The sequence below is a fragment of the Janthinobacterium agaricidamnosum NBRC 102515 = DSM 9628 genome (assembly GCF_000723165.1).
GTDB lineage: Bacteria > Pseudomonadota > Gammaproteobacteria > Burkholderiales > Burkholderiaceae_D > Janthinobacterium > Janthinobacterium agaricidamnosum.
The window spans coordinates 1,012,025-1,023,802 of the sequence record NZ_HG322949.1 but is presented as its reverse complement, the minus strand read 5'-3'; the positions used below and the strand labels follow the sequence as shown (position 1 = coordinate 1,023,802).

Annotated in this window: 12 protein-coding genes and 1 pseudogene; 10 read left to right on the top strand and 3 right to left on the bottom strand. The window is 60.0% G+C overall.

Going from position 1 to position 11,778, the window contains the following annotated elements; all coding sequences use genetic code 11:
* Positions 1–184 precede the first annotated feature (184 nt).
* Complete coding sequence (locus GJA_RS26530) at positions 185–412, top strand: oxidoreductase-like domain-containing protein (protein ID WP_081905248.1); 228 nt, start codon at positions 185–187, stop codon at positions 410–412.
* Between the two features lie 211 nt (positions 413–623).
* Here the strand turns inward: GJA_RS26530 and GJA_RS04370 are convergent, their stop codons facing one another.
* The gene (locus tag GJA_RS04370) at positions 624–2,342 is read right to left on the bottom strand and encodes a methyl-accepting chemotaxis protein (RefSeq protein WP_038489152.1); all 1,719 of its coding nucleotides are present in this window, start codon (positions 2,340–2,342) and stop codon (positions 624–626) included.
* Between the two features lie 569 nt (positions 2,343–2,911).
* Here GJA_RS04370 and GJA_RS04365 point away from each other — a divergent pair.
* The 8 genes from GJA_RS04365 (at position 2,912) to GJA_RS27105 (ending at position 8,931) form a co-directional block, all read left to right on the top strand.
* On the top strand, positions 2,912–3,709 hold the full coding sequence (locus tag GJA_RS04365; protein ID WP_081905247.1) for a Crp/Fnr family transcriptional regulator: 798 nt from the start codon (positions 2,912–2,914) through the stop codon (positions 3,707–3,709).
* Positions 3,710–3,799: 90 nt separating this feature from the next.
* Complete coding sequence (locus tag GJA_RS04360) at positions 3,800–4,348, top strand: GNAT family N-acetyltransferase (RefSeq protein WP_038498684.1); 549 nt, start codon at positions 3,800–3,802, stop codon at positions 4,346–4,348.
* 102 nt (positions 4,349–4,450) lie between these two features.
* Entirely contained in the window at positions 4,451–4,948 is a 498-nt protein-coding gene (locus GJA_RS04355; RefSeq protein ID WP_038489150.1) for a Dps family protein, read from the top strand.
* A gap of 145 nt (positions 4,949–5,093) precedes the next feature.
* Positions 5,094–5,897: an alpha/beta fold hydrolase gene (locus GJA_RS04350; protein ID WP_038489148.1), complete on the top strand. Its 804-nt coding sequence runs from the start codon at positions 5,094–5,096 to the stop codon at positions 5,895–5,897.
* A gap of 51 nt (positions 5,898–5,948) precedes the next feature.
* Entirely contained in the window at positions 5,949–7,490 is a 1,542-nt protein-coding gene (locus tag GJA_RS04345) for a hybrid sensor histidine kinase/response regulator (protein ID WP_242404448.1), read from the top strand.
* Positions 7,491–7,545: 55 nt separating this feature from the next.
* Complete coding sequence (locus GJA_RS27710; protein WP_156484116.1) at positions 7,546–7,683, top strand: hypothetical protein; 138 nt, start codon at positions 7,546–7,548, stop codon at positions 7,681–7,683.
* Positions 7,684–7,845: 162 nt separating this feature from the next.
* Positions 7,846–8,172: a hypothetical protein gene (locus GJA_RS04340; RefSeq protein WP_038489145.1), complete on the top strand. Its 327-nt coding sequence runs from the start codon at positions 7,846–7,848 to the stop codon at positions 8,170–8,172.
* A 141-nt stretch (positions 8,173–8,313) separates the two neighbouring features.
* On the top strand, positions 8,314–8,931 hold the full coding sequence (locus GJA_RS27105; protein WP_144241420.1) for a hypothetical protein: 618 nt from the start codon (positions 8,314–8,316) through the stop codon (positions 8,929–8,931).
* 65 nt (positions 8,932–8,996) lie between these two features.
* Here the strand turns inward: GJA_RS27105 and GJA_RS04330 are convergent, their stop codons facing one another.
* Positions 8,997–10,349 (bottom strand): epoxide hydrolase family protein, encoded by a 1,353-nt coding sequence (locus tag GJA_RS04330; RefSeq protein ID WP_038489141.1) that lies wholly within the window; start codon positions 10,347–10,349, stop codon positions 8,997–8,999.
* A 134-nt stretch (positions 10,350–10,483) separates the two neighbouring features.
* On the bottom strand, positions 10,484–10,885 hold the full coding sequence (locus tag GJA_RS04325) for a cupin domain-containing protein (protein ID WP_038489139.1): 402 nt from the start codon (positions 10,883–10,885) through the stop codon (positions 10,484–10,486).
* 215 nt (positions 10,886–11,100) lie between these two features.
* On the opposite strand from GJA_RS04325, the pseudogene GJA_RS04320 reads away from it, so the two are divergent.
* A pseudogene (locus GJA_RS04320) lies at positions 11,101–11,289 on the top strand (IS3 family transposase); the annotation flags it as partial.
* Positions 11,290–11,778: the final 489 nt, after the last annotated feature.

Genomic DNA, 11,778 nt, shown 5'->3' with positions numbered 1-11,778 from the left:
GCGCGCAGACGAAGATACAATACCAGTGCCCTAAACGATACCCTAAATCGCCGCAGCTGTACACGGAAACCGTATTTTTCCAGCAAAACCATTGCAATTACGAAATAAAATACCTGCCCGCGGCGGCTCGGCGGCCAGCCGCGCTACCATATGGTTTTAGCGATGGTTCGATAGACCGGTTCCGATGAGCACCTCCCCCAAGCCGCCCGCGCCGGGCGCCCCACCACCGCAGCCGCCGCGCAAGCCGGATAACGACGAATGCTGCCACAGCGGTTGTACTTTTTGCGTGCTGGAAATGTACCAGGAAGACCTGGAACAATATCAGCAAGACCTGGCGGCATGGCAGGCGCGCCAGCCCCCAGCGCCCACGCGCGCCGCGCCAAAAAAAATCCGCGCAAGACGCCAGCCTTGAGCGGATTTTTAGTTAGAGCCTATCCCAGTAGTGAGCGTCTTCTGCTGGCCGCGCATCAGCAGCGCGGAGCAGGCGTGAGGAGGAAGCGTGGCGAGCCACGCGACGACGAGCAACGCAGTCCCCGCTACTGAGGGGCGTCAGAAGAGGGCGTATTCTCGTGACGAGCATGCGCTGTTCATATCTACTGGGATAGGCTCTTAATAGACAAGCATCAAAAGCTTTCCCATTCATCCTCGGCCCGGGCCTGTGCCGACCTGGCCTGCTTCGGCACGCTGGCCGCGATGCGCGATACCGGCCGGGCCGGCGCCGCCGGCGGCCGGCTGGCAGTATGGCGCGCGGCCGGCGCCGCGGCCGCGGATGGCGTCATGCTGCCGGACTGACCCGGATGCAGCTTGAATACGCTGACCACTTCGGTCAACCTGAGTGCCTGGTCCTGCATCGATTCGGCCGCGGCGGCGGCCTCTTCGACCAGCGCCGCATTTTGCTGGGTGACCTGGTCCATTTGCGCAATCGCCTGGTTGACTTGCTCGATGCCGGCGCTTTGCTCCTGGCTGGCGGCGGTGATTTCGCTCATGATGTCGGTCACGCGGGTGATGCTGGCGACGATTTCATCCATCGTGCTGCCCGCCTCGTCGACCAGCCGGGAGCCGGCGCCGACTTTCTCGACCGAATCGCCGATCAGCGTCTTGATATCCTTGGCGGCCGCGGCCGAACGCTGGGCCAGGTTGCGCACCTCGGTGGCGACCACCGCGAAACCACGGCCCTGCTCGCCTGCCCGCGCCGCTTCGACCGCCGCGTTGAGCGCCAGAATATTGGTCTGGAAGGCAATTCCGTCGATCACCGCAATGATCTCGACGATCTTGCCCGATGATTCATTGATCGACGCCATCGTGCCGACCACCTGGCTGACCACTTCGCCGCCGCGCACCGCGATGCTGGACGCGGAACGGGCCAGCGTATTGGCCTGGCGCGCATTGTCGGCATTCTGGCGCACGGTGGAGGTCAATTCTTCCATCGAGGAAGCGGTTTCTTCCAGTGAACTGGCCTGTTCTTCGGTGCGCGACGACAAATCCAGGTTGCCGGCCGCGATCTGGCTCGATGCGGTGGCGATGGTGTCGGTGCCGCTGCGCACCTGGCCGACCAGGTTTTGCAGGCTGCCATTCATATGCTTGAGCGCCGCCATCAATGCACCGGTTTCATCTTTCGAGCCGACCTGGATATCGGCCGTCAAATCGCCGCCGGCCACTTGCTGGGCCAGGCTGACCGCCTGGTTCAATGGCCGCGAAACAATCCGCGCCACCCAGAAGGCCAGCGCCAAGCCGATCACGACATTGCCGATCAACAAGCCAATCGACAGCAGCCGCGCCTCGGCGTACACCCGGTTGGCGCTCTTGCTGGAATTGTCGCCGCCTTCGGTATTGATAGCCACCAGCTTGTTCAGCAATTCCGTGGTGTGCTCCATCAATTGCAGCGAAGTATTCATCGAGACCGCGCGGGCCTCTTCTTTTTTCATCTGGTGCGACAGCTCGACCAGTTTGGCGTGCTCCACCAGGAAGCCGGCATAAGTCTTGGTGAACTCCTCGAATACCGCCTTTTCTTCCGGGCTCGACACCAGCTTGGCATACTTATCGTTGTCGTCCTTGACCTTGGCGATCGTGACGAGCATGCGCTGTTCATACTTGGCCATGCCGGCGTCGCCCGGCGCCAGCAGGTGCGCCAATTCCCAGCGCCGCAATTCGGCCACGTCGGTACGCAGCGACATCGCCGTCAGCACGCTCGGCATCCAGTCGCTCGACAATTCGGTGGACGCGGAATTGATGCGCGCCATCGACATGATGCCGGATACCCCGAGGATCACAGTCAATACCAGCACGGCACTGAATGACAGGATCAGCTTGGTGGCGATTTTCAAGTCAAGAAACCATTTCATTGTATTTTTCCTCAGATGACATGAAAGATGTGACTAAGCAACACGCTGTCACGCTCATGCAGTCACGCTCAAATTGTGTCAAGGTATTTTTATCGGATGGCAACCAGCCTGCCCTGCTGGTCAGTGCGCACTTTCCGCATGGCGCGGGGGTGGAGGGCCATGTGATCGGGGTGCAGAAATATCGGTATTGCAAGCATGGAAAATACGCCTGGGCCTGATACTGGCCGAACTGGGGGGACGATCAATATGCATGATATTTCCCTGCAAATTCCCGGCGAATTGCATTTCCGTACGCAAATATTCTAACAGCTAGATCCGGTCCTAATGAAACAAAAATTTGGCATTTTCACCTATAAAACAACGCTTTAGATTGCCCTAAAGAAACATGGCGCATGCCGGCCACGTAGGAATTGGATGACAACTGGCAATGTTCCTAGCCTACATAAGAGCGTCGGATGATCCGATGCCCGGCTGCCCGGCATCGGCCTATAGTTTGATGCATGCGGCAGCCATGCATCAGGCTGCCACCTGGAAGCAAGAGGCAACACCTACAAATAAAGGGGCTCATCATGTACAAGGCATACAGCACGATTTCCGACCTGCACTCCGCCAAACTCAGCGCACACGACCACTATCCCAAGGCGCCCGTGATCAGCCTGGCAGGCACGCAGCAAAACGAATTGCTCAAGGCCTTGTCGCGCAGCGATCTGGAACGCCTGTTCGCCCACCTGGAACTGGTCAGCTTGCCAGTCGGCAAACACCTGTTCGATTTCGGCGACCGCATCGACTACACCTATTTCCCGACCAATGCCATCGTCTCGCTGATGTATGTGATGGAAGACGGCGCCACCACCGAAATCGCCGTGATCGGCCGCGAAGGCGTGGCCGGCGTGGCGCTGTACGACGCCGAGCGCGCCACCTGCAGCGCCGTGGTGCAAAGCGCCGGGTACGGCTACCGTTTGAAAACCGAATTCCTGCGCGAAGTGTTCCAGGAAGGCGGCGCGCTGGCCCAGTTGCTGATGCGCTATACCAGCGCGCTGTTTGCCCAGATGGCGCAAAACGTGGTCGGTGGCCGCCATTGCAGCATCGAACAAAAACTGTGCCGCTGGCTGCTCGACCGGCTCGACCGCTCGCTGTCGAATGAATTGAAAGTAACCCAGGACACCATGGCCAATATGCTGGGCGTGCGCCGCGAAAGCATTACCGTCACCGCCCGCAAGCTGCAGGACGAGGGCTTGATCCAATACCGCCGCGGCACCGTGGTGGTGCTCGACCGCGACGGCCTGGAGCAATCGGCCGGCACCTGCTACAAAGCCGCCAAGGCCGGCTTCGACCAATTGCAGCAAGAATGCGCCGCACATAACTGATTTCCCATTATTCACGAGTGCGGATGGACTTCAACACGGTTTTCGATTAAGTTGGCGGACATTCTTTCTGCCAACAAAATGGAAAATCAGATGCATCAAAGTAAGCCTGGTCCACAACTACGGCCGGCACACGACGCCGACATTCCCGCCATGGAACGATTGATCGCCGCCTCGGGCGTCGAGCTGAGCGCCGGCTTTTATACGCCGCAACAGGCGCAAGCCGTGACGCGCCATGTATTCGGCGTCGATACGCAACTGGTCGCCGATGAAACCTATTTCCTGATCGAACACGAGGGCGCGATTGTCGCCTGCGGCGGCTGGAGCCGGCGCCACACGCTGTTCGGCGCCGACCGCACCAAGGCCGGCGCCGATCCGCTGCTCGATCCGGCCGTCGACGCGGCGCGCATCCGCGCTTTCTTTGTCGCGCCCGGCATGGAACGGCGCGGCCTGGGCCGGCAACTGCTGCGGCATTGCAGCGAGCAAGCGACGGCGGCCGGTTTCCGCGCATTGCAACTGGCCGCCACGCTGCCTGGCGTGCCGCTCTACCTGGCCTGCGGTTTCAGCGCACTGGAACGCATCGAACTGACCTTGCCGGGCGATGTACAAGTGCCGCTGGTGCGCATGCATAAAGACCTGTAGCCGGGGTTAGCGGCGCCTGCCGTCCGTACGTCGTTTTGCCCGCCATGGTACAGTTCACAGGCACCCGAATCAGCTTATGAACGATTTTTTCAAAGGATCAACATGGTAACCAAAAAGCAGAATAACGTCGCAAAAATCGATATCGGCATTTCCGAGAATGACCGCGCCAAGATTGCGCAGGGATTGTCCGGCTTGCTTGCCGATAGTTACACCTTGTACCTGATGACGCACAATTTCCACTGGAACGTCAAAGGTCCGATGTTCAACAGCCTGCACGCCATGTTCATGGCGCAATACACCGAACAATGGGGCGCGCTCGATCTGATCGCCGAACGCATCCGCGCGCTGGGCTACCCGGCGCCGGGGACCTACAAGGAATTTAGCAAGCTGGCCAGCATCAAGGAAATCGAAGGCGTGCCAGTCGCGCTGGACATGGTGCGCCACCTGGTCGCGGCGCAGGAAGCGACCGCCCGCACCGCCCGCGCGCTGTTCCCGCTGCTCGACAAGGCCAACGACCAGCCGACCGCCGACCTGGTCACGCAGCGCCTCGATTTGCATGAAAAAACCGCGTGGATGCTGCGCAGTTTGCTGGAAGAATAAAGTCAGCGCGGCGGCCATGCGGCCGCCGCCTTCATTCTGCGTACCGTACTGCGCAGCGGGATACCCGATCATCTCGGTCGATGTTACCATGTAGAATTGCTAATTGCCTGGTTTATATCTTCGACCCACCGCATTCAGGACCCGTATGACAGTACAGTACCGCAACAACGTGCAAGTGCATGGCAACGGCCCCGCAACCATCGTGTTTGCGCACGGCTTTGGCTGCGACCAGACCATGTGGCGCTATATCGCGCCGGCCTTTCAAGACCGTTACAAAGTCATCACCTTCGACCTGGTCGGCAGCGGCGGTTCCGACTGCAGCCAGTACCAGCCCGACAAATACGGCAGCCTGCACGGCTACGCCGATGACGTACTGGAAATCATCGAAGAATATTCCCGCGGTCCGGTCATCTTTATCGGGCATTCCGTCAGCGCCATCATCGGCTTGCTGGCCTCGATCAAGGCGCCGGCCTGCTTCCAGGCGCAAGTCATGGTCGGTCCGTCGCCGTATTACATCAACGAGCACGACTACGTCGGCGGCTTCAGCCGCGCAGATATCGACGACTTGCTCGACACCATGGACAGCAACTACCTGGGCTGGTCCAGCAGCATGGCGCCGGCCATCATGGGCGTGCCCGAGCGGCCGGAACTGGGCCAGGAACTGACCCACAGTTTTTGCCGTAACGATCCCGACATCGCCAAGCACTTTGCGCGCACCACCTTCTTGTCCGACCATCGGACCGACTTGCCGAAGTCGACCGTACCGGCGCTGATCCTGCAATGCAGCGACGACTTGATCGCGCCGATCGCGGTCGGACACTATATGCATAAACATTTGCCGAACAGCACCTTGCACGTGATCGACAACGTCGGCCATTGCCCGCACATGAGCGCGCCCGGCGCCAGCGCGGACGCGATCCACGCCTTCCTGGCGCACACCCTGAACTAACCCGTGGAGCCAGGCATTCCTCCACCTTTACACGCACCCGGCGGCGACGCCTTGTTTGAACACGCCGCCTGCGGCTTGCTGCTGGCCGATGCCAACGGCAACATCTTGCGCGCCAACAGCACCTTGTGCCACTGGCTCGGCTACCTCAGCGCCGAACTGACCGGCGGCGCGATGCGGATACAGGATTTACTGACCATCGGTGGCCGGGTATTCCATCAGACCCATTGCGCGCCGATGCTGCAAGTGCAAGGTTCGGTGGCGGAAGTCCAGTTCGACTTGCGGCATCGCAACCAGTCGCGCATACCGATGCTGATCAACATCGTGCGGCGCAACCATGGCGGCGCGATCTTCGACGAATTCGCGCTGTTCATCGCCACCGACCGCCGCTCGTACGAACGTGAATTGCTGGCCGCGCGCAAGGCGGCCGAAGCGTCGCTGGAAGCCAAGCTGGGCGCCGAGGCGCAATTAAAGGCGATCAACCAGCAACTGTCGGCGGCCGACCGGCGCAAGGATGAATTCCTGGCCACGCTGGCGCACGAATTGCGCAACCCGCTGGCGCCGATGCGCAGCGCGCTGGAAATCCTGAAATTGCAATCGCAAGGCGAACCCACCCATAACCGGGTGCTCGGCGTATTCGAGCGCCAGATGCAGCACATGACCCATTTGATCGACGACTTGATGGAAGTGTCACGCATCACCCAGGGCCGCATGGCCCTGCGGCGCAGCATCATCGACCTGGCCAGCGTCATGCGGGCCGCCGCGGCCGACGTGCACGACATGATCGAAGCGGCCCGGCACACACTGACCATCAGCTTGCCCGAGGAAAATATCGCGATCGACGCCGACGCCACCCGGCTGACCCAGGTGATCGTCAACTTGCTGACCAATGCCTGCAAATACACGCCGGCGGGCGGCCAGATCCGGCTCGCGGCGCAACGCCGGGATGGCTACGCCGTCATCAGCGTGGCCGACAGCGGCATCGGCATTCCGCCAGAATCGCTGTCGAATATCTTTGAAATGTTTTCCCAGCTGGAGCCGGCGCTGGAACGTTCGAAAGGCGGACTCGGCATCGGCCTGGCGCTGGTGCGTGGCCTGGTCGCGCTACACGGCGGCACTATCAGCGCCGATAGCCAGGGCGCCGGACTGGGCAGCACTTTTACCGTGCGGCTGCCGTTGACCGACGCGGCCGTCGACACCGATGCCGCCGCCGCGCCGGTACATGAAAAGCAGGCGCTGCGCGTGATGGTGGTGGACGACAATATCGACGCCGCCGAAACGCTGACCATGGCGCTCGACTTGCTGGGCTACCAGGCCCGCAACACCGGCAACGCCGCGCACGGCCTGGCGCTGGCGCAGGAATTCACGCCGCACATCGCGCTGCTCGACATCGGCTTGCCCGACATGAACGGCTATGAACTGGCGCGCCGCCTGCGCCAGACCAGCTGGGGCGCCGGCATGACGCTGATCGCCGCGACCGGCTGGGGCCAGGATAGCGACAAGCAACTGGCGCTGGAAGCGGGCTTCGACCATCACCTGACCAAGCCGATCGACTTCGACCAGTTGCAAACGCTGCTGGGCAGCCAGGGTTGCTGACCGGCGAAGAGATCAGGCGCGAATCCGGAGCCGCGCTGCGACCGTATTATCGACCTTGAGCGTCGACATCAATTGCGCCAGGCTGTCGACTTCCTGGCGCATCGACCAGCACGGCCACCTGCGTAATGCTGCGCGACTGCGCCTCGACCGGTTTAAATTTTTCATCGATACGGATCCCGATCGCATCGACTAGCTTATTTCGGATGCATCACAATAAAAGCGCACTGCGGCGAGCTTTTATTTTTTTGCAATACATGATATTTTCTGCAATGGCCAGCTATATGCGGTGATGCCCCGCCGGTAGCCGCGCACGGCAAAGTACGGCCTTCCCGGCAAACGCGGCTAAAATGCGCCGATGACAAACAAATCCCCCACATTCCCCGGCCCGCTGACCGCCAGGGGCGCCGTGCTGGCCGTACTGCTGTCGGATGGCGACCAGACCGGCGCCGAACCGCTGCAAGGCCGCGTGACGCTCGCGGCCATCGTCAAGACCTTGAAACGCAAATATCACTGGCCGATCGAAGCCGACAGTTTTCCGGCCAATACCGCCGATGGCCGCGCCAGCTGGGCCACCGTCTACAGCCTGCCCGCGCCGGTCATCGCCAAGGCGCTGCATGGCGGCGGCCGCGAATGGCTGGCAAGAAGGAGCGCGGCCAAAGGCGTAGCGGACGACGCGCGCTGAAGCGGGCCGGCCTGCATCCGATTGGTTGCGGGAAGCGTAATTTACAGCAAGTTCGAAGAAAGCTGCTGCGCTGCCGATGTGACGGAGCTTCAGCATTACTTCGGCGACGAACCGTACTCACCTTCCCGGAAAGATCATGCCATGTCATTAAATGCACTACGAAGCGACCCCAGAAACGCTTGCGAACGCAATGCCTACATCACGGGGCCGAAACCCGGTTCGTTCCGCAATAGCGGTGACTTTGTCAGGGGTGGCCCCTGCTTCATCGAAGCTTCTCAACTCGAGGCCGGTTTTGTCAGCCTGCTGGCAGTCGAACGAAACTACAACAATAAAGACTTTTTTTATCCTTGGCTGCAGCGTGGCGTAGGCTGGGTGCCCGTTCCTAAAAATGTTCCCGATGGTACCATCGTCATGACCGGCGGCGTCAATGGCTGCAGCATCGTGGTCAGCGAATCGGCGGGCCACTACAATTTTTACCACGATGGCGACAGCAAACACCTGGACCGAAGCATGATCGACGGCAAAGAAGTCGCCAGGGTCAAGCCCAATGATTACGATCCGCTGGGATGGGGACACATGCAGTTTATAAACGCCTTGAGTAAAGCCAGAAAAATGGACGAGGGTGCGGTCGACTACGGCCACTTTGTCGTCGCGGTCAAGAAAGATGGCAAGTTCGGCTTTTATTCTACTGGGGTCATGAACTTGAATGGCCGCAGCAGGCTGCCGCTGGGGGTCTCGACTTGTATCGTCACGTTTTAGCCTGCCCGCGCAGGCAGGCAAGCGTTGAAAAAGTCCGGCGATCGCCGCCGGACCTTGTCGATGATTTATTTGCGCATTGGCCGGAAGCCGGCGCGCACCTCCTCCGAAAATAACGCGGCCTGCTCCCACGCGGCAAAATGGCCGCCCTTGTCGACCTGGTTGTAATAGACCAGGTTGCGATAGGCGCTTTGCGCCCAGCTGCGCGGCGCCTGATAAATCTCGCCGGGAAATACGCTCACTGCGGCAGGCACCGCAACGTCGGCGGCGCCGTAGAAATTGAAGTGCGACTCCCAATAGAAGCGTGCCGCCGACACCCCGGTATTGGTCAGCCAATACAGCGTGATATCGTCGAGCAGATCGTCGAGCGTCAGGTCGCCGGCGGAATGACCGTTGATCGGCCGCCCGTAGACGGCCGACGTCAGTGCCGCCGCCGGCTGGTCGAAACCATCGCCGTGATCGATCATCCACGAGGCCAGGGCGATCGGGGAATCGGCCAGGCCGTACAAGGTTTGCGGCCGCGTGCCCTGCTCCAGCGCGTAGGCGCGCCGCTTCGTGAATGACAGGGTCAGTTGCTGATACGCGCGCCTTTCCTCTGCAGAAAGACTGGCCGGCGCGGGCTGGCCAGCCTGAATCGCCTTGATGATATCCAGCGGAACCGTGCCGGGGAAGTTGACATGAATGCCCAGCAGCTCCGGTGGCGCCTGCCTGGCCATCACATTGCAGACAACCGCGCCCAGGTCGCCGCCCTGTGCCACGAATTGCGCGTATCCCAGCCGCTTCATCAATATCAGCCAGGCGCTTGCCGTGCGTTCCGGGCCCCATCCGCTTGTACCAGGCTTGCCTGAAAATCCGTAACCCGGCAACGATGGAATCACCAGGTGAAACGCGTCCGCCGCGCTGCCCCCGTGGGCAGTCGGATTGACCAGCGGATCGATAATCTTCAACAGCTCGATGAAGGAACCCGGCCAGCCGTGCGTGATGATGAGCGGCAAGGCATTTTCATGCTGCGAACGGATATGCATGAAATGAATATCGAGACCGTCGATTTCAGTCAGGAACTGAGGCAATGCATTCAGCCTGGCCTCGCACTTGCGCCAATCATAAGCGCCGGCCCAATGGCGCGCCAGCGTCTGCATGGTCGCCAGCGGCACGCCCTGCGTGCCATCGGCCACCGTTTCCCGCTCCGGCCAGCGGCTTGCCTTGATGCGCCGCCTTAACTCGACCAATTCCGCATCCGGCACATGCACGCGCAGCGGACGAATCGCGGCCGGGTCGCCGCCCGCCGCCGACGCGACCACGGTGAGGGCCGGCAGGCCTGCCGCCGAGGCGAACTGGACGAACGTACCGGCGGCGGCGGTCGCTGCCGCTACGCCGACAAAACGGCGGCGCGAGAGCGAGTCTGGGGTATGGTCAGGCATAGGAACTCCAATCAAAAATAAAGCGGCATTTACAATAAATACCGCAAGGTTGGCGGCTGCTCGCCGCGGCGCCACTCTGGCGACGGTTTGGAATCTATTTCGGCAGGCAATATATTTTCTACCGGGACAGATTCTTAATGCGCCGGCACCACCAGGGGCTTGCTCTTGTCGACGAAATAGGTCGCCAGTTCGGACGCCTTGCCCTCGCCAATGTTCTTGGCCGAATGATTGGTACCGGCCGGAATGAATAGCGAATCGCCCTTGTTCAGGATGACTGCTGGCTGGCCTTGAAACTGGTATTCCATGGTGCCCTCGACAACAAAGGCAATTTCCTCTCCCGGGTGCGAATGGAAATCGGCAAAAGTACCGCGCTCGAAATCCACGCGCACTTGTATCACTTCGCGGCCGGCGACACTGACGTCATGGCGCAGCAACTGGGTGCGTGTCAGGCCAGTCATCACATTCTGCGTTTCGGCGTGCGCCAGCACACTGCCAAAGACGAGTGCGGCAAGGGCCGCGAGACGCATCGTTTTCATGTCAATCTTTCCTTCGTAGTCTGTTTTAAATGATGCGGTTTTCCGCTAGTGAGCGTTATACCGGGCAACCGTGTGAGTAAAATGTCAAATCTTGTCTGGAAGTGATCCATACACAAACCGATACAAAACTGGCATGGCCCACGCATGCGGCGCCCGCTTCATGGTTCTCTTCAGTCATGGCTGCTCAGCATGGCGGAGGTGGCGGCGCAGCGCTTTTAAACCTGCGGATCAAGCCGCGCCATCGTCTGGTGCGGGAGAAACCGCTGCCGCTGGCGGTGTCCGCGCAGATCAACGAGACTTGATCAACGACACGTGGTCGATGGATTTCATGCATGAGCAGTTGCTCGATGGCGGAAACATCCGCTGGTTCAATGTGATCGACGACGGCAACCGTGACGGGCTCGTATCGGGGGCGATTGCTGATTGCCTTCCGAAAAGCGTTATCCCTTCCCTTGACCGGCCCATCGAATAGCGTGGCAAAACCCGAGTCATCCGCTGCGATAACGGCCCGCAATACATCAGCGCCGTGAAAATTCCCTTCACACGAACAACACTCCCTAAAAGCAGATAATCCTTCCGCCCGCGTCCATTCATTAAATCAGATTTATTCGTTCTGTTTTTTTCATTTTTTTATTATTTTTTATTTCGTTATTATAGTGACACTTAATTAACGAGATATCAATCATGCAGGATTTCCTTCTAATAGTACTCGGAGCGGCAGGCGTCATTATCAGCATAATTATTAAATTATTGTATGCGTCCTATTATCGAAAACGGCGCTGACCGCCAACTCACTCTCCGCGATTACCCGCCACCCGCAGATTTTTCTGCTGTGCGCCAGCGGCTGCACGCAAGCCGCGTGCAGCTGAATACCTCCCCAATTCACCAGGCTT

Bases quoted from the DNA above. Each gene is read 5' to 3' on its own strand.
- GJA_RS26530 (WP_081905248.1), top strand. From the start codon at position 185: ATGAGCACCTCCCCCAAGCCGCCCGCGCCGGGCGCCCCACCACCGCAG.
- GJA_RS04370 (WP_038489152.1), bottom strand. From the start codon at position 2,342: ATGAAATGGTTTCTTGACTTGAAAATCGCCACCAAGCTGATCCTGTCA.
- GJA_RS04365 (WP_081905247.1), top strand. From the start codon at position 2,912: ATGTACAAGGCATACAGCACGATTTCCGACCTGCACTCCGCCAAACTC.
- GJA_RS04360 (WP_038498684.1), top strand. From the start codon at position 3,800: ATGCATCAAAGTAAGCCTGGTCCACAACTACGGCCGGCACACGACGCC.
- GJA_RS04355 (WP_038489150.1), top strand. From the start codon at position 4,451: ATGGTAACCAAAAAGCAGAATAACGTCGCAAAAATCGATATCGGCATT.
- GJA_RS04350 (WP_038489148.1), top strand. From the start codon at position 5,094: ATGACAGTACAGTACCGCAACAACGTGCAAGTGCATGGCAACGGCCCC.
- GJA_RS04340 (WP_038489145.1), top strand. From the start codon at position 7,846: ATGACAAACAAATCCCCCACATTCCCCGGCCCGCTGACCGCCAGGGGC.
- GJA_RS27105 (WP_144241420.1), top strand. From the start codon at position 8,314: ATGTCATTAAATGCACTACGAAGCGACCCCAGAAACGCTTGCGAACGC.
- GJA_RS04330 (WP_038489141.1), bottom strand. From the start codon at position 10,349: ATGCCTGACCATACCCCAGACTCGCTCTCGCGCCGCCGTTTTGTCGGC.
- GJA_RS04325 (WP_038489139.1), bottom strand. From the start codon at position 10,885: ATGAAAACGATGCGTCTCGCGGCCCTTGCCGCACTCGTCTTTGGCAGT.